At 63.3% G+C, this 16,823-nt stretch carries 14 protein-coding genes; 9 read left to right on the forward strand and 5 right to left on the reverse strand.

Annotated elements, in window-relative coordinates:
- Window positions 1-9: 9 nt before the first annotated feature.
- Entirely contained in the window at window positions 10-459 is a 450-nt protein-coding gene (locus Q2941_RS40200; RefSeq protein WP_027522447.1) for a cupin domain-containing protein, read from the forward strand.
- A gap of 108 nt (window positions 460-567) precedes the next feature.
- A complete protein-coding gene (locus Q2941_RS40205) occupies window positions 568-2,064 on the forward strand; it encodes a flavin-containing monooxygenase (RefSeq protein WP_254111144.1) in 1,497 nt (498 codons plus the stop codon).
- A gap of 25 nt (window positions 2,065-2,089) precedes the next feature.
- On the opposite strand, the gene Q2941_RS40210 is transcribed toward Q2941_RS40205, so the two are convergent.
- Together Q2941_RS40210 and Q2941_RS40215 are read right to left on the reverse strand one after the other, a co-directional pair.
- Window positions 2,090-2,596: a GNAT family N-acetyltransferase gene (locus Q2941_RS40210; protein ID WP_035661990.1), complete on the reverse strand. Its 507-nt coding sequence runs from the start codon at window positions 2,594-2,596 to the stop codon at window positions 2,090-2,092.
- A 20-nt stretch (window positions 2,597-2,616) separates the two neighbouring features.
- A complete protein-coding gene (locus Q2941_RS40215; protein WP_027522450.1) occupies window positions 2,617-3,315 on the reverse strand; it encodes a GntR family transcriptional regulator in 699 nt (232 codons plus the stop codon).
- A gap of 174 nt (window positions 3,316-3,489) precedes the next feature.
- Between Q2941_RS40215 and Q2941_RS40220 the strand changes: the two genes are divergently transcribed.
- The 5 genes from Q2941_RS40220 (at window position 3,490) to Q2941_RS40240 (ending at window position 8,724) form a co-directional block, all read left to right on the forward strand.
- A complete protein-coding gene (locus tag Q2941_RS40220; RefSeq protein ID WP_027522451.1) occupies window positions 3,490-4,392 on the forward strand; it encodes a VOC family protein in 903 nt (300 codons plus the stop codon).
- A complete protein-coding gene (locus Q2941_RS40225; RefSeq protein WP_027522452.1) occupies window positions 4,389-5,993 on the forward strand; it encodes a bifunctional 3-(3-hydroxy-phenyl)propionate/3-hydroxycinnamic acid hydroxylase in 1,605 nt (534 codons plus the stop codon). Before Q2941_RS40220 ends, Q2941_RS40225 begins: the two co-directional genes overlap by 4 nt.
- Window positions 5,990-6,838: a fumarylacetoacetate hydrolase family protein gene (locus tag Q2941_RS40230; RefSeq protein WP_027522453.1), complete on the forward strand. Its 849-nt coding sequence runs from the start codon at window positions 5,990-5,992 to the stop codon at window positions 6,836-6,838. Before Q2941_RS40225 ends, Q2941_RS40230 begins: the two co-directional genes overlap by 4 nt.
- Window positions 6,839-6,953: 115 nt before the next feature.
- Entirely contained in the window at window positions 6,954-8,279 is a 1,326-nt protein-coding gene (locus Q2941_RS40235) for an MFS transporter (RefSeq protein ID WP_458195950.1), read from the forward strand.
- 124 nt (window positions 8,280-8,403) lie between these two features.
- The gene (locus Q2941_RS40240) at window positions 8,404-8,724 is read left to right on the forward strand and encodes a hypothetical protein (RefSeq protein ID WP_458195951.1); all 321 of its coding nucleotides are present in this window, start codon (window positions 8,404-8,406) and stop codon (window positions 8,722-8,724) included.
- On the opposite strand, the gene Q2941_RS40245 is transcribed toward Q2941_RS40240, so the two are convergent.
- Complete coding sequence (locus Q2941_RS40245; protein ID WP_458195952.1) at window positions 8,679-9,470, reverse strand: transporter substrate-binding domain-containing protein; 792 nt, start codon at window positions 9,468-9,470, stop codon at window positions 8,679-8,681. The two genes, Q2941_RS40240 and Q2941_RS40245, sit on opposite strands and share 46 nt — an antisense overlap.
- Window positions 9,471-9,708: 238 nt before the next feature.
- Between Q2941_RS40245 and Q2941_RS40250 the strand changes: the two genes are divergently transcribed.
- Together Q2941_RS40250 and Q2941_RS40255 are read left to right on the forward strand one after the other, a co-directional pair.
- Window positions 9,709-10,902: an efflux RND transporter periplasmic adaptor subunit gene (locus Q2941_RS40250; RefSeq protein ID WP_254111138.1), complete on the forward strand. Its 1,194-nt coding sequence runs from the start codon at window positions 9,709-9,711 to the stop codon at window positions 10,900-10,902.
- A gap of 12 nt (window positions 10,903-10,914) precedes the next feature.
- Window positions 10,915-14,073, forward strand: coding sequence for an efflux RND transporter permease subunit (locus Q2941_RS40255; RefSeq protein ID WP_458195953.1), 3,159 nt, complete (start codon window positions 10,915-10,917; stop codon window positions 14,071-14,073).
- A gap of 341 nt (window positions 14,074-14,414) precedes the next feature.
- Here Q2941_RS40255 and Q2941_RS40260 read toward each other — a convergent pair whose 3' ends face one another.
- Window positions 14,415-15,365 carry a c-type cytochrome gene (locus tag Q2941_RS40260; RefSeq protein WP_458195955.1) on the reverse strand — a complete coding sequence of 317 codons (951 nt, stop codon included), beginning with the start codon at window positions 15,363-15,365 and terminating at the stop codon, window positions 14,415-14,417.
- Window positions 15,366-16,013: 648 nt separating this feature from the next.
- Window positions 16,014-16,271 carry an ABC transporter substrate binding protein gene (locus tag Q2941_RS40265; protein WP_458195956.1) on the reverse strand — a complete coding sequence of 86 codons (258 nt, stop codon included), beginning with the start codon at window positions 16,269-16,271 and terminating at the stop codon, window positions 16,014-16,016.
- Window positions 16,272-16,823: the final 552 nt, after the last annotated feature.

The following is a 16,823-nucleotide window of genomic DNA, read 5'->3' on the forward strand; positions in this document are numbered from 1 at the left end:
GAGGGAGCCATGACTGCACTCGAAAAAGGCATTACTGCAAGCGGCACGGGTTTTGGCGGCAAAAGCTGGAACATCCTGGGGCAGCTCTATTTCCCCAAGGCCATCTGCGACTCCACGTTCGCGTTCGAGACCAACAGCGAGCCCGGCCAGTTCGTGCCGGTCCACATCCACCCCACCCAGGACGAGTTCATCCTGGTGCAGGAAGGCGTACTCGACCTCAAGCTTGACGGGGTGTGGACGAAGGCAAAGGCCGGCGACCTCGTGCGCATGCCGCGCGGCATCCCGCACGGTTATTTCAACAAGTCCGACAAGCCGGCGCGCGCGATGTTCTGGGTCTCGCCGATGCAGAAGCTGGAAGCGCTGTTCAACATGCTACACAACCTCACCGACCCCGCGGAGGTCGTGCGCATCTCGGCGCAGCACGAGGTGGACTTTCTGCCGCCCGAGGCCAACGACTAGGCGGCACGCCTCCTCGTCCAATTCACGCCCGTCGCAAGTCCAGCGGCCGCGCTTCGCGGCCGAACGGGACCTGCTGCGCCCAAAACATCACCAAATGCGAGCAAACCCATGGTCAGCCCCAAGCATGTCTGCGTGATCGGCGCCGGCGTCTCCGGCCTCGCCGCCGCAAAAGCGTTCTCCACCCGCGGCCACAAGGTCACCATCGTCGAGCGCAGCGCCGATCTCGGCGGCGTCTGGGAGCCGGCGCGCTCCTATCCGGAGGTGCAGACGCAGAGCCCGAAGGATCTCTATCGCTACACGGACCGCGCCATGCCGGAGGCCTATCCGGAATGGCCGACGGGACCGCAGGTGCACGCCTATCTCAACGACTACGCCAAGAGCTTCGGCCTTGAGCGCATGCTGCGCCTCAACACCAAGGTCGCCGGCATGGAGCGGCGCGCCGACGGCAAGCCCGGCTGGACGCTGGCGCTGTCGGACAAGGCCGGCGCGACGACGAAGGAGGATTTCGATTTCGTTGCGATCTGCACCGGTCAGTTCAACGAGCCGCGCGAGCTGAGCTGTCCCGGTGAAGATGGCTTCAAGGCGAAAGGCGGGCAGATCCTGCATTCCTCAAAATACAATGATCCCTCGATCGCCAATGGCCGCCGCGTCGTCGTGCTCGGCGGCTCGAAATCGGCGACCGACATCGCGGTGAACGCGGTGAAAGCCGGCGCGCGCGAGGTCACGATCGTGTTCCGCGAGCCGGTATGGCGCATCCCCTACTTCATCGGCGGGCTCGTCAACTTCAAGCGCATCCTCTACATCCGCGCCCAGGAACAGATGTTTCAAGGCTGGGACGCGAGCGCGCTGGCGCGCCTCGCGCATCGCGTCACGGCGCCCTTGGTGTGGGCGAACTGGCGTGGGCTGGAGAGCCTGCTCAAGGCGCAGCTCAAGCTGAAGCAATGCAGGATGGTGCCGAAGGAGCGGATCGAGGACGGAGTCAACTGCTCGGTGCCGATCGCAACGCCGGGCTTTTACCCGATGGTCGCCGACGGCCGCATCAAGGCCGTGTTCGGCACCTTCGATCACTACGAGGGCAACACCATCGTGATGAGCGGCGGCGAGCGCGTCCAGGCCGACGTCGCCGTGCTCGCGATCGGCTACAAGCTCGGCGTGCCGTTCCTGCCTGCGGCCTATCAGTCAAAACTGGTCGACGCCGACGGCCAGTACCGGCTCTATCGCCTGATCGCCAACCCTGATCTGCCCGACATGGGTTTTGTCGGCTTCAACTCGTCGTTCTGCACCGTGCTCTGCGCCGACCTCGCCGCCAACTGGCTGGTGCGCTACGCCGACGGCCAGCTCGCGAACCAGCCGACCGCGCAAGCGATGCGCGACAACATCGAGATGATGCTGCACTTCAAGCGCGCCGAGCGCCCGGCAGCCGGCGTCTATGGCGGCCTGTGCGTGGCGCCCTACCACTATCGGCATTTCGACGAGCTGATAGCCGATATCGGCGCAAAGGAGCAGAAGCGAGGTGGCCTCGCCGAGCGCTTCCTGCCACCGGACGCGGACGCCTATGCGCGGTATCTCGCGTCGGCGCCGGATTATCGAGCAGCGGCGGCTTAACCGCCGCCTCCTCCCGCCCGGCCGATCAGAGAGCCTTGGTGAAGTGATAGCGCCGAATGCCGCCGCCAAGCGTCCTGTTGCTTGTGGCCTCGGCAATCTCTTCGCGCACGCGCGTGTATCCGGCGTTTTCGTAGAGCGCCAGAGCTTCGCGCTGAAGCGCTGACGTGCTCAAATCCAGTCTCGACCGCTTGCGCCTCCGGCATTCCAGCTCGGCGAAGTCGAGCATTCGTCGTGCGATCCCGCGGCGTCGGACGGCAGGGTCGACATACATGCGGCGCAACTCCATTGCGCCATCACCCGCGGGCTCAAGGCCGAACATGCCGACAATTGTCCGGTCCTCGACTGCGACCCAGAAGCCGCCATTCCGCTCTGAGTAATAGTCGGCGATGCGATCAACCTCCTCGGCCAGCGAACGGGCGATGTAGGCTTCGAACGCCTCCTTCATCTCAGCGGGCGCCAACAGCCGATTCACCCGAACGAACAACTCTCGCACAGCGACCGCATCGCCAGCCAGGAATTCGCGAATGTCCATCCGATCCCCTCGTCCAGAGATCACTTCAGCACGGTCTCCAGATCCGAATAGATGACATCGGCCGTGCGCTGATAGTGCCGCTGGAGCAGCTTGACGGCCTCCTCCGTCTTCCGGTCGAGCACCGCCTGAAGGATCTGCGCGTGCTCGGCGCCGACTTTGCGGACCGGATAGGCCTTTGCGATCGACATCATGCGGTAGCGATAGAGCCGGTCGGCGAGCTGCTCGCAGAAGCCGAGCAGCGGGCGCGAGCCGCAGAGCCCGATCAACGTCGCGTGGAAGGCGCGGTGCGCCTTCTCCCAGTCCGGATTGTCCTCGAATTTTTCCGGATCGAGCGAGCGCGGCGTGCGGTCGAGCCGGTGATGCGTGACAAGGAGGGACTCCTCCCAGGCCTGGGTCGCGTTCTGCATGGACTCGCGCAACGCCAGGCCCTCGACCCAGCACCGCGTCTTGGTCAGCTCCTGGAGCTCGTCCTTGCTGACCGGCTTCACGTAGAAGCCGCGCTGCTCCATGCCGACGACGAATTCCTCCGAGGTCAGGCGGTTGAGCGCCTCGCGGAGCGGAGTCTGCCCGACATTGTAGTGCTCCATCAGGAAGCGCGACTGGAGCTTGCGTCCCGGCGCGAGGCGGGTGGTCAGGATGTCGGCCTTGAGGCGAGCATAGATGCTCGTCGCCAGCGTCGCCGGCTGCTCCATCTTCTGGCTCGACAGGTCAGAGCTCATGAGCGTCCCACTGATTCATCGGCGTTTTTTGTACATCAGCACGCACAAAGGCGATAATTTATAAATTTGTGCTTTACGGTCTATTTTATATAGATTACCAGTTCGTCAAGAACAACAGGTTCGGTGGGCGATCCGCGATCCCGGATTGCCCGAGCCTCTTGACGAGGAAGCCCGATGTCCGATTTTCCGGTTGTCGCCTTGCGCAGCGTCGAGATTACGACGCCGCGCTTAAGCGCCTCGGCCGATTTCTACACAAAGGTGTGGGGGCTCGATTTCGCCGCGGAAGCTCACGGCACGATGTATCTCGCCGCTACCGGTGCGGACTTCCACGTTCTCGAACTGACGCAAGGCGAGCAGGCCGCGCTGCGCAAGGTCAGCTTTCGCGTGCAATCGCGCGAGGATCTCGATCGCCTGTTCGTCCGCGCGCGCGAGGCAAAATGCGAGATCATCACTCCGCCAGGCCCATCGCAGGCGCCGTCGGGCGGCGAGCATTTCGTGATCCGCGAGGGACAAGGCTGCTGCATGGAGTTCATCCATGGCGATCGCACCAAGACGGCGCGCGTCATCGCGGACCGGCCCGAGCGCCTCGCGCATGTCAACATCAACAGCGCCGATATTGAAGGGCTCTCGAGCTTCTATCAGCAAGTTCTCTGCTTTCGCCTGACGGACCGCTCGAGGCTGATGGCGTTCCTGTGCTGCAACAGCGATCACCACGCCGTCGTCCTTGCAGAAGCAAAGGTCAACGGTCTCAACCACGTCGCCTTCCTCATGCCGGACCTGGAGTCGGTGATGCGCGGCTCCGGCCGAATGGTCGATCACGGCTTTCCGATCGGCTGGGGCGTCGGCCGGCACGGCCCCGGCGACAACGTGTTCGCCTATTTCGTCGATCCGACGGGCGTCGTCATCGAGTACACCTCCGAAGTTTTGCAGGTCGACGACAGCTACCGTGCCAAGGGACCCGCCGAATGGGTCTGGCCGCCGGGGCGCACGGACCAATGGGGCATCGCGCCGCCCAAGAGCGAGGCCTGCAAGACGGCGCAGCTCTCCGTGCTCTTCGACGCGGGCCGGCGCGCATGACGACAGCTTCGACCACCCCCGACTATGACGTGCTCGTCGTCGGCTTCGGACCCACCGGCGCGGTTGCGGCCGGCCTGCTCGGCCGGCTCGGCCACCGCACGCTCGTCATCGACCGGCTCACCGATATCTACGACAAGCCGCGCGCGATCGCGCTCGATCACGAGATTTTTCGTCACTTCGACAATATGGGCGTTGCGGACGCCATCGCGCCTTACGTCGAGCCCTTCACCGCGTCCGAGCATTTTGGCGCCGACGGCCAGTTGATCCGCCGGATCGACATGGTCGCAAAGCCCTACCCGCTCGGCTATACGCCGAGCATGGTGTTCAGCCAGCCGCCGGTCGAGGCGGAGCTGCGCCGTCACGCTTTGAGCTTTGCTTGCGTCCGCGCCGAACTCGGCGTCGAGCTGGTTGATCTCGTGCAGCGCGACCGCGTCGAGGCCAAGCTGAAAGACGCCGACGGACAGCTGCGAACGGTGACTGCACGCTATGTGCTGGGCTGCGATGGCGCCTCCAGCACGGTACGGCAAATCGCAGGGCTTGCGCTCGAAGACCTGATCTTCGACGAGCCTTGGCTCGTGGTCGACGTGCGCGTCAATCAAGACCCTCTCGCAAAGCTGCCGCAAAACTCCGCGCAGTTCTGCAATCCGGCGCGGCCCGTGAGCTTTTTGATCGGCCCAAAAAACCATCGCCGCTGGGAGATCATGCTGCTGCCGGGCGAGGATCCGGGGCAGATGGAGCGGCCGGAGAACGTCTGGTCACTGCTGTCGCCCTGGCTCACGCCTGGAGATGGCGAGCTGTGGCGCGCGGCGTCCTACCGCTTCCACGCGCTGGTTGCCGCCAACTGGCGCAACGGGCGTATCATCATCGCGGGCGACGCCGCGCATCAGCAGCCGCCTTTCATCGGTCAGGGCATGTGCCAGGGCCTGCGCGATGCGACCAACGTCGTCTGGAAGCTCGATCGCGTGCTCAAAGGCATTTCGCCCGACGCAATGCTCGACAGCTACTCTGCAGAGCGCAAGCAGCACGTCATCGAGCTGACCGGCAAGATCAAGGCGATCGGCCAATCGATCTGCGAGCGCGATCCAGCCGCCGCGCGCCGTCGCGACGCGCAAATTTTGGCCGATGGCGGCGGCAAGCCGCTCGCGCTGACGCGACAGGAGATCATCCCGCCGTTGCGCGCGGGCTTTCTGTCGGAGCAGGACGGCGCCGCGCGCGGCAGCCTGTTTCCGCAGCCGCGCATCATGAGCGAGGGCGCTTCCCGCCTGCTCGATAAGGTCACCGGTCCTGGCTTGCGCGTGTTCATCGATGGCCGCCGCGGCGATGCGTCCTCGCTCGCCGCACTCTGCGCCGCATATCCCGATCTGCCGGCAACGGCCATCACGCCGGCCGGCATCGGCAAACCGGACACGCTCGAAGAGATCGACGGCGTGCTCGCCGGCTGGTTCGACCGTCACGGCATCGTCGCTGCGATTGTGCGGCCCGACCACTACGTGTTCGGCACCGCGCGCAACGCGTCCGAGCTCGACCACCTCCTGCGCGACATCAGCTCACGCCTGCACGGCAATCACAATCCGGATTTGAGAATGGAGAAGACAGCATGAAACTCGCAACCGTTGCGATCGACGGACGCACGACCTGGGGAGTCGTTGAGGGCGACAACTTTTTCGATGTCGGGACCGCACTCGCGTCACGCTATGCCGATCTGAAGGCAGCGCTCGCCGCCACCCTCGCCGGCGTAGCCGAAGCCAAGTCCAAGGCGGCCGCCACGCCGCTTGCGAAGCTCACCTGGCTGCCCGTTATTCCCAACCCGGACAAGATCCTCTGTGTCGGCCTGAACTACGAGACGCATCGGAAGGAAACCGGCCGCGCCGAGGTCGAGAACCCAACGATCTTCTCGCGCTACGCCAACAGCCAGACCGGGCACCTCAAGCCGATCATCCGGCCCCGCGTCTCGACCGACCTCGACTTCGAAGGCGAGCTTGCGGTCATCATCGGCAAGGCCGGACGCTACATCTCCCGCAGCGAGGCGATGGGCCATGTCGCCGGCTATGCCTGCTACAACGACGGCAGCGTCCGCGACTTCCAGCGCCACACCCACCAGTTCACGCCGGGCAAGAATTTTCCGGACACCGGTGCGTTCGGCCCGTGGATGATGACGCCGGACGAACTCGGCGAGCTCGCCGAGCTGAAGCTCACCACACGCCTCAACGGGCAGGTGGTGCAGGAAGCGCAGATCAAGCACATGATCTTCGATATCCCGCGCCAGATCGAATATTGCTCGACCTTCACGCGGCTCGAGCCCGGCGACGTCATCGTCAGCGGCACACCCGGCGGCGTCGGCGCCAAACGCACCCCGCCGCTCTGGATGAAGCCCGGCGACATCGTCGAAGTCGAGGTCGAGAAGCTTGCGATCCTGCGCAATCCGATCATCGACGAGGCGCGGTGAGCGATCCGTCCGACAAGAGCTTCCTGCAACGGCCGCGGCGAAGCCAATATTGCTTCGCCGTCAGGCCGGCAGCGTTCTGAATCACGACAATACAAAGCAAGAGAGGGGGAGACACATGAGCAACACTGCAGAGGTCATTTCTGGGGCGACCGGCCGGGCTGACTCGGCGCCGATCACGTCCGCGTACCGCAAGCTTGTCGTCGCATCCTCGCTCGGATCGGTGATCGAGCACTACGACTTCTTCATCTACGCCTTCACCGCGCCAGTGGTGTTCGACCGCTTCTTCTTCCCCAAGATGGATTCCACCGCGAGCATGCTGGCGGTCTACGCGACATTCGCGGTCGGCTTCGTCGCACGCCCGCTCGGCGGCATGGTGTTCGGCCATTACGGCGACCGGCTCGGCCGCAAGGCGATGCTGACGATCACCTTCGTGCTGATGGGGGTTGCGAGCTTTCTGATCGGCTGCCTGCCGAGCTATGACGCGATCGGGCTGCTGGCGCCGATCGCGCTCGTCGCCCTGCGCTTCGTCCAGGGCTTTGCCTTCGGCGGTGAGTACATGAATGCGGTGTCGCTGACGCTGGAGAATGCGCCCTCGGCAAGACGCGGCTTCTTCGCCTCCTTTGTCAATGCTTCGGGTCCGATCGGCGTGATCCTGGCGTCCGGCTTCATCGCGCTGCTCGGCTTCGCCTCGACCCCGCAGGACTTTGCGCAATGGGTCTGGCGCGTGCCCTTCGTGCTGAGCCTCGTGCTGGTGGTGCTCGGCACTTACATCCGCCTCCAGGTCGACGAGTCCACGTTATTCAAGTCGGTCGAGGCGTCGGCCGCGCGGCCGAAGACGCCGCTGCTCGACGTGCTGCGGTCGTGGAAAAAATCGGTGCTGTTCGGCTGCCTCGCCAACATGGTGCACAGCACGTTCCAGTACATGAGCACGGTGTTCGTGCTCGGCTATGCCGTGAAGACGCTCGGCATGGCACAGTCCAACGTCACCTTCGGCACCATGGTCGCCAACGTGCTGGAGATGTGCATGGTGCCGCTGATCGCCAGCTTTTCGGATCGGTTCGGCCGGCGCCCGTTCATGGCGCTTGGCATCCTGCTCGCCGCAGCGTGGTACCCGATCTACTTCCAGCTGGTCGCGACCAAGGATCCGACGCTGCTCATCATGGGCCTCGTCGTCTCCATCGGCATCATCCACGCGCTGATGTTCGCGCCTGAAGCTGCCTTCACCGCCGAGCTGTTTCCGACCGAGGTCCGCGTCAGCGGCTCCTCGCTCGGCAAGCAGCTCGGCATCATCCTCGGCGGCGGCATTGCGCCGCTGGTCGGCACGGCGCTGATGGGATCTAGCGGCAGCTTCACCCCCGTCATCCTCTATTTCGAAGCGATCGCGGTCTGCGCCTTCATCGGCGTCCTGCTGGCGCCGGAGAGTTCAAGACGCGCACTGTAGGCTAAGATGCAGGGCTTACTTGGCGGCCGGCAAAGCCCTGCCGCCGCCTGCAATTTTGGATTGTCCCGGCGCACGGTGGATGCGAGATTGCGAGCCGAGCGGGGTAATCTGAATTGTGACGACGATGGGGTTCACGGCGCTTGATCTCGGGCTTCGCGGCGCGGCAAGCGGCGTGTTCCTCCTGATGGTGCTCGTGCTGCTGCAGCTTCGGCCCTACAACAAGCATGTGCTGCTAGGTATCGCGATGTCGGCCGGCGGCGCGGCCTTCGCGATCGCGACCGCGCCGTTCATCCCGAAATCCTCGTTGTGGTGGACGCTGTGGCCTCGCGAGGCTGAGTCTTTTTTGGGGCGGCGTGTTTGGCCGAGATCTGGGCGCGCTCGTTTCGACGAAAGGACGTCCTACTCCGTCCGGATCGGCGCATCCTTGAGGCCGCTGGCGTCATAGGCCTTGCGCAAGGTGCCATTGGCGAGCGCATCGGTCATGAACCTGGTGACGAATGCCAGCGCCTGGGTGTGACCGAGCGGCACGGCGACCGCCGTGACCGTCTTCTTGAAGGTCTCGTCCAGCACGCGCGTGCCGGGAATCTTTTGCGCCATCTTGTTGAGCTGGTCGCGCGATAGCGCGAAGGCGTCGATGTCGCCGTTCTTCAGGAGCTCGAAGATCTCGTCATACGTCTGATAGCCCGTCACCTTCGCATTCTTCAGATGCGCGAGCGCGCCGCGCATCGTGGTCGTGGCGTTGACGGCGGCGACTTTGATGCCGGGCTGGTCGAGCGTCGCAAAACTGGTCACGCCCGATCCTGCCTTGACGATATAGGTCGCATCCGCGACCTCGTAGATCGGGCCGAACGCCATCCTGGTCTCGCGCTCGGGATCCTTTGGCAGGAACGTGACGTCCCAGGTCCCCTTCGCGGCCGTGTCGGTGATCTGCCCGGAATTGTTGTGCACCACATATTCGACCGATACGCCGAGCGCGGCCGCCATCGCCTTGCCGAGGTCGACGGGCACGCCGGCGAAGCCTGCTTCGGTCCTGGTCGACCAGAACGCGCCGCCGGCCGGGCTGATCGCGATGGCGACGCGCAATTTGCCGGTCGGCGCAATTTCAGCCCTGAGATCCTCAGCCATCGCCGGCATCGCCATCATCGCGGCGAGCGCGAGGCCAGCGCAGGCCGGCCAGATCGTGATCGGCATGGCATCAGTCTCCCCGTCCACTCGTCCATCATTCGCGATCCCTAAATTGTGGTCGATCATACGACCCGTGAAAAGTGGATTTGTCAGAATCACGGACAAAACTGTCACATGCCGCGCCGCTCTTCGCAGTGCAAGACCATCACGCCGCCATGGCTATGGTGTTCCACGGCTCCCCGTTTGTTGCTATCAAATTGCGAGGCGACCTGCCGCAGGCATACAACAGACGGGGACCACCGCAATGACGCGCGCGAATCTCGCTTGTCCGGCACGGCACGATCAACGGTCAGGACAGATCGGGCGACTCCTCGCTGCGATGACGGCCGTCGTCGCGCTTGGGGGCTGCGAGCAGAAGAACGTCTACGCGCCGCCGCCGCCGCCCAAGGTGGACGTGGCAGTGCCGGTGCAGCGCGCGGTGACGCGCTATGTCGAGGCCACCGGCAACACTGCGCCGATCAAGAGCGTCGACCTCGTCGCACGCGTGCAGGGCTTCTTGCAGACGATCGACTACCAGGACGGCAGCTTCGTGAAACAGGGCACCCAGCTCTTCACGATCGAGCCGGAAACCTACAAGCTGAAGGTCGAGCAGGCGCAGGCCGCCGAGGTCGGGGCGCAGGCCACGCTCAAGCAGGCCGAAGCCGATTTCAAGCGGCAGACCGAGCTCGTGCAGCGCCAGGCAGTCTCGCAATCGATTCTCGACACTTCGACATCCACCCGTGACAACGCGCAGGCCGGTCTCCAGCAGGCCCAGGTCAATACGAGGCTCGCCGAGGTCAATTACGGCTACACCAAGGTCAGCGCACCGTTCGACGGCATCGTCAGTGCGCACCTGGTCTCGATCGGCGAGCTCGTCGGCGTCTCCTCCCCGACCCAGCTCGCGACCATCGTCGCGCTGGACCCGATCTGGGTGAACTTCACGGTCAACGAGCAGGATGTCCTGCGCATCCGCGCCGAAGCGGCCCGCCGCGGGCTGACCGTCGCCGACCTCAAGCAATTGCCGGTCGAGGTCGGCCTGCAGACCGAGACGGGTTATCCCCATGAGGGCCGACTCGACTATGTCTCGCCAACCCTCAATTCGTCGACGGGCACGCTCGCGGTGCGTGGCATCATTCCCAATGACAAACGGGTGCTGCTGCCCGGCTACTTCGTTCGAGTCAGGGTGCCGTTCGACCAGGACAAGAATGCCCTGCTCGTCCCCGACACCGCGCTCGGCAGCGACCAGAGTGGCCGCTATCTCCTGGTGGTCAACAACGAGAACACGGTCGAGCAGCGCAAGGTGCAGATCGGCCAGGTGGACAACGGCCTGCGCGTGATCGAAAGCGGCCTGAAGCCGGACGACCGCGTGGTGATCGCCGGACTCCTGCGGGTGATTCCGGGCCAGAAGATCGACCCGCAAGTGACGAAGATCGAGCAGCCACAGGCGTCTGCCAAGTAGGAGCTGCCGGCCATGATCTCAAAATTCTTCATCGAGCGGCCGGTCCTCTCGAACGTCATCGCGCTCCTGATGATCCTGATCGGCGGCGTCGCGCTGTTCAATCTGGCGATCGCGCAATATCCCGACGTGGTGCCTCCCACGGTGCAGGTCACCACGCGCTATCCCGGCGCCAGCGCCAAGACGGTGATCGACACCGTGGCGCTGCCGATCGAGCAACAGGTCAACGGCGTCGAGGACATGCTCTACATGCAGTCCTACAGCGGCTCCGACGGCACCTACACGCTGACCGTGACCTTCAAGATCGGCACCGACCTCAACTTCGCGCAGGTGCTGGTGCAGAACCGCGTCTCCAGTGCTCTGTCGCAATTGCCGCAGGCCGTGCAGAACCAGGGCGTCACCGTGCAGAAGCGGTCGACCTCGATCCTCCTGTTCGTGACGCTGACCTCGCCGGACTCCAGGTTCGACAGCCTTTTTTTGAGCAACTACGCCACCATCAACATCCGCGACGAGCTCTCGCGCCTGCCCGGCGTCGGCAACGTCACGGTGTTCGGCGCCGGCCAGTATTCGATGCGGGTCTGGCTCGATCCCAACAAGCTGCTGGCCCGCGATCTGGTGCCGCAGGATGTCATCAACGCGATCCAGCAGCAGAGCCAGCAGGTGTCGGCCGGCCAGGTCGGCGCGCCGCCGACGCCGCAGGGTCAGGCGTTCCAGTACACCCTCAACGTCAACGGACGGCTCGACGACCCCACCCAGTTCGAGAACATCATCGTCAAGACCGGCACCAGCGGCGACGTCACGCGCGTGCGCGACGTCGGCTGGGTGGAGCTGGGTGCGCAGACCTACAGCCAGATCTTCTCGCTCAACAAGCAGCCCGCCACCGGCATCGGCGTATTCCAGTCGCCCGGCGCCAACGCGCTGCAGGTCGAGCAGGCCGTCGAAAGGAAGATGGCGGAGCTCGCCAAGCGATTCCCGGAAGGCATCAAATACGACACGCCGTTCGACACCACCAAATTCGTGCAGGCCTCCGTGCACGAGGTCTACATGACATTGATCGAGGCCGGCCTCTTGGTGCTGGTCGTGATCCTGGTGTTCCTGCAGGATTGGCGCGCGATGCTGGTGCCGGCGACGACCGTGCCGGTGACCATCATCGGTGCCTTCGCCGCGATGGCCGCGCTCGGCTTCACCATCAACATGTCGACGCTGTTTGCGATCGTGCTCGCGATCGGCATCGTGGTCGACGACGCGATCGTTGTGGTCGAAGGCGCCGCCCACAATATCGAGCAGGGAATGAACAGCCACGACGCCGCGATCCGGGCGATGGACCAGCTGTTCGCGCCGATCGTCGGCATTACTCTCGTGCTGATCTCGGTGTTCCTGCCGGCGTCGTTCCTCGCAGGCCTCACCGGCCGCATCTATTCGCAATTCGCGCTGGTGATTGCCGCGACTGCGCTGCTCAGCGCCATCAACGCGGCGACGCTGAAGCCGACACAGTGCGCGCTCTGGCTGCGGCCGACGGTGCCGCAGGAGCAGCGCAACTTCTTCTATCGCGGCTTCAACGCCGTCTATAACCGCGTCGAACGCGGCTATACCCGGCTGATCGGAACCCTCGTGAGGAACGCCACGGTCTCGGTCGCGATTGCATTGGTCCTCATCGTGATCGGCGGCTACGGCCTGTCACGGGTGCCGACCGGTTTCCTGCCGATCGAGGACCAGGGCTATCTGATCGCCGCCGTGCAACTGCCCGACGGCGCCTCGCTCGAGCGAACCCAGAGTGTGCTCGACAAGGCCAGCGAGCTCATCAAGGACACGCCGGGCGTCCAGCAGGTCATCACCATCGCCGGCATCTCGGCGCTCGACAACAGCGCGAGCCTTGCAAATGCCGGCGTCGCCTACATCATCCTGAAGGACTGGGACGCGCGCGGCAAAGGCGAGGATCTGCGCTCGCTGGTGTATGGCCTGAACGACAGGGTCGCGACCATCATGGAGGCGCGCACGCTGGTGCTGCCGCCGCCGCCGATCCAGGGCATCGGCAACGCGGCCGGCTTCTCGATGCAGATCGAGCTGCGCGACGGTAACAGCGACTTTGCAAAACTCCAGGCGATCACCAGCGCGATGGTCTCTAACGCCCAGAGCCAGAGCGCGCTGCAGCGTGTCTCCTCGTCGTTCCGCTCGTCGGTGCCGCAATTCAACGTCGAGATCGACCGCATCAAGACCCAGACCCTGCACGTGACGACGGACCAGGTGTTTTCGGCGCTGTCGACCTATCTCGGCTCGTCCTACGTCAACCAGTTCAACAAGTTCGGCCGTGTATTCCAGGTCTATACGCAGGCCGACCCGGCGTTCCGCGTCACTGAGCGCGACATTGCCAACATGCAGGTGCGCAACTCGAACGGCGACATGATCCCGATCGGCACCGTCGCCACGATCACGCCGGCCACGGGGCCGTCGCTGATCAGCCTCTACAATCTCTATCCCTCCTCGACCATCGTCGGCCTGCCCGCGCAGGGCTACTCCTCCGGCGAATCCCTGCAATTGATGGAGGAGATCGCAGACAAGACGCTGCCGCCCGGCACCGGCTTCGAATGGACCGCGATGTCCTATCAGGAGAAGGCGGTCTCGAACCAGATCTACTGGGTGTTCGGCCTCGCCATGCTGCTGGTCTATCTCGTGCTCTGCGGCCAGTATGAGAGCTGGTACGCGCCGATCTCGGTGATCCTCGCGGTGCCGCTGTCGCTGATCGGGCCGATGCTGGTGCTCAACGGCCTCAAGATCGACAACAACCTCTATTGCCAGATCGGCCTGATCCTCCTGATCGCGCTGTCGGCCAAGAACGCCATCCTGATCGTCGAGGTCGGCCTCGAGTTGCACGTCCGCGACGGCAAGCCGCTGCTGGAGTCCGCGATCGAAGCGGCACGCGCCCGCTTCCGGCCGATCCTGATGACGTCGTTCGCCTTCATCCTCGGCGTCGTGCCGCTGGTGCTCGCAACCGGCGCCGGCGCCAGCGCCCGCAAGTCGATCGGCATCACCGTGTTCTCGGGCATGCTCGCCTCGACCTGCCTCGCGGTGCTGTTCGTGCCGGCCTTCTTCGTGGTGGTGCAGCGTTTTGAGAACTGGCGTGCATCGAAGAAGAAAGCTCCGGTAACGCAGCCGGCCGCGGAGGCGAAATCCTAGGCGTTCTCCCTTTCCCCGCAGCGGGAACTAAATTGTCGAAAACAACCCCATGCAAAGTAGCCGATGACCCGGCGCGATTTTTCGTATTTTACGAAACCATTTGACACGTCGGGCAAATCAGGGGCATAATGGCATCATCGTAGCAAGTACCGGACGATCAAGCCCGATCTGATCCCATCAGGCCCTAAAGCGCGGCTTTAGGTTGAATTGTCATCGCGCCGTGCCCGAAAAGGGCCAACATGCGACATCGCAGCTGTTTCATGACGTTGCGGGATTGGATGCCCGCGACACGGCGGATACTTCGCCGACGATACTGAGCGACTTTTGATTGCTAGGCCGCGCTAGGGTTTTAGCGACGCCAGATAGGCGCTGATCGAAATCAGATCATCCTCGGTCAAGTTAGTGACGACATTGGACATCAATGGGCTCCATGCTCCGGTCCGCTGTCCGTGCTGAAACTCGTACAGCTGACGGGTGACATAACTCGGCGAACGGCCCGCCAGGGGCGGGATCGGGCCGAGCCCGTGCAGCGCTGGCCCATGGCAAACGCCGCACGACACCGTCTTGCCGCCGCCGCTCGCGACCAGCGCTTCTCCTTTTTTAACCGCGCCGGGCGGTACATAGGCAATGAACCTAGCGCGGCCATCACGATTCTCGAACTGCGCGAGATCTTCGGGCACCTCGATAATACGGCTTCCGATCGGCTCCTTCTCACCATTACCAAGATCGGCGAGGAACCATCCGGCGACGAAAGTCTTCGGCACGACATCCGTTTCCACGACGCGGATGCGGTCGCGCGGGCTTAGTGAGGAAAAATACGCCGCCGCTGACGCGATTTCGGAATCAGTTGCGCTTTTCGCGAGCGAGATCATCAGCGTTTGCGGAACGCGATTTTGCACCGCCGTTGTTCTCATTCCGCTTTTGTAGTCCGCCAGCTGTTGAACGATGTAGGTAGCTGGCAGTCCGGCGAGGTCAGCATTTTCCGGACCACCTTGACCATTCGCCCTATGACAAAAACCGCAAGCGAACACGTCGGGCTTCCTACCGTGCGCAACGATATCGGGAAGCGCAGCGTGGTCTTCGGGATGCCAGACCGGCGCCAGAAATAGATCTCGGGTTTGCGGAACCGTATAGGACGCGCGGCTGTCCGGTACCGATCGTGGCTTGCCGTCGTCGGGCACCGGTTTGAAGTCGGGCGGATTGACCGGATAGGCCCACGCGGGCGGACCTTCGCTTCGTGCCGGTTGAACGGCGAGCGCGGCAATGGGCAACAGTAAGATAGCAGCGAGCATGCGCATCTTATCCCTCACCTTTCTGACGCCTGATCCAAAAAGGCATTACATGATGTCGGCTAGAACAACTTCGAATCCTGAGCCCGTAGGAGGAAACTGCCTACGTCCGCCGTGGGTCGAACCCCGATCAGCCACCTCGCAGCCAAGCTGGACTTCGCCGAAGGTCCTACAAGCGACATTAGAAAGAGGCCGCCCACTGAGGCGGGCACACAAAAAGGTGCCAAACAGTGGCACCACTAGGTGAGATTAGAGATCACGCCTTATCGTGCGCGTACTTCTCCAAAACCAGCCGATTATATTCATCTCTCACAGCTTTCCGTGAGACATGCCCTTTTCGGTCTTTTGCAATTTTCAGAAGATCAGGATCAGTCGGTGCCCGTGATTTCCGTCTAAATCTAGCAAAAAGTTGGCTAGTGGGCCCCGGGGTCCTTCCAAACAGCCGGTCAAACCATCCCATTGTGTCCTCCCGGACAGACGGCGCATTAAGACAATATCATGAATTTAGGACACTAGGGGCTAAATACGGACAGTGCCCACCAGCCCTATGGGAACAGATTAGCAGCCGAGAACGATCCAGGTGATCTCAATGAGAACGGGACTTACTCTCGGCCCACTCTTGGCCACACGACTTATCGTGAAGTGCTTCATTCAATCACCTCGTCGGCGCGGGCGAGCTCCGATTGCGGCACATAGGCCGAGCGCCTTCGCTGTCCTCACATTGATTGCGAGCTGGAACTTCGTCGGCTGCTGCACGGACAGGTTGGCGGCCTTGGCACCTTTCAGGATCTCATCGACGTAGGTTGCGGCCTTCCGGTACGCATCGGCCTCGTCGGACCCATAGCTCAGCAGGCCGCCCTGATCTGCGAAATCGCGAACGAAAGACACCGCCGGCAGTTGGTAGCGCACTGCGAGCTCGGCAACCCACGGCGCCCGAGATAGCGGCCTGCGTATCGATGGCGCTTAGGTCATGTTGCCGCGCGGTCAAAACCCGCGCGACGATAGGTGGCATTGTTTTTTGTCGCAAAGGCTCGTCCTTTTGAGAGCGGATCTTACCGATCGTGGGTGCGCTCTCGATAAAGGCCAGCGCATGCTTGAGCTTTGGAATAAATGGTACGAGACCTTGGCCTCGATCGAGGCCCTCGCCACTGTCGTCGTTATTGCAGTGGTGGCTGCTGGCACAATTACGCTGGTGGAAGGTTGGCGGCGTCCGACAAAACACTGATTTGGGACGACGTCGCGAGAGAAAACCGCTGCGCACCTTTCCGGACCACGCCTACGGCGTAGGGCGCGACCCCATAAATTTGAAGGGCGCGGCTAGACGTCTGCTTTCGTGCGCATATCGGACTCAAGTCGGACATGGCACCATGCCCGAAAAGGGCCCTGGTTCGCGGTAGGGATGCCCATTGCTGGACACCCCCCGCGCAGATCCGGACAAGCCCGATTCGAGCATCCGGCTCT

This window comes from Bradyrhizobium sp. UFLA05-153, from assembly GCF_054185185.1.

Bases quoted from the DNA above. Each gene is read 5' to 3' on its own strand.
- Q2941_RS40245 (WP_458195952.1), bottom strand. From the start codon at position 9,470: ATGCCGATCACGATCTGGCCGGCCTGCGCTGGCCTCGCGCTCGCCGCG.
- Q2941_RS40235 (WP_458195950.1), top strand. From the start codon at position 6,954: ATGAGCAACACTGCAGAGGTCATTTCTGGGGCGACCGGCCGGGCTGAC.
- Q2941_RS40210 (WP_035661990.1), bottom strand. From the start codon at position 2,596: ATGGACATTCGCGAATTCCTGGCTGGCGATGCGGTCGCTGTGCGAGAG.
- Q2941_RS40225 (WP_027522452.1), top strand. From the start codon at position 4,389: ATGACGACAGCTTCGACCACCCCCGACTATGACGTGCTCGTCGTCGGC.
- Q2941_RS40200 (WP_027522447.1), top strand. From the start codon at position 10: ATGACTGCACTCGAAAAAGGCATTACTGCAAGCGGCACGGGTTTTGGC.
- Q2941_RS40230 (WP_027522453.1), top strand. From the start codon at position 5,990: ATGAAACTCGCAACCGTTGCGATCGACGGACGCACGACCTGGGGAGTC.
- Q2941_RS40255 (WP_458195953.1), top strand. From the start codon at position 10,915: ATGATCTCAAAATTCTTCATCGAGCGGCCGGTCCTCTCGAACGTCATC.
- Q2941_RS40240 (WP_458195951.1), top strand. From the start codon at position 8,404: ATGGGGTTCACGGCGCTTGATCTCGGGCTTCGCGGCGCGGCAAGCGGC.
- Q2941_RS40250 (WP_254111138.1), top strand. From the start codon at position 9,709: ATGACGCGCGCGAATCTCGCTTGTCCGGCACGGCACGATCAACGGTCA.
- Q2941_RS40205 (WP_254111144.1), top strand. From the start codon at position 568: ATGGTCAGCCCCAAGCATGTCTGCGTGATCGGCGCCGGCGTCTCCGGC.
- Q2941_RS40215 (WP_027522450.1), bottom strand. From the start codon at position 3,315: ATGAGCTCTGACCTGTCGAGCCAGAAGATGGAGCAGCCGGCGACGCTG.
- Q2941_RS40220 (WP_027522451.1), top strand. From the start codon at position 3,490: ATGTCCGATTTTCCGGTTGTCGCCTTGCGCAGCGTCGAGATTACGACG.
- Q2941_RS40260 (WP_458195955.1), bottom strand. From the start codon at position 15,365: ATGCTCGCTGCTATCTTACTGTTGCCCATTGCCGCGCTCGCCGTTCAA.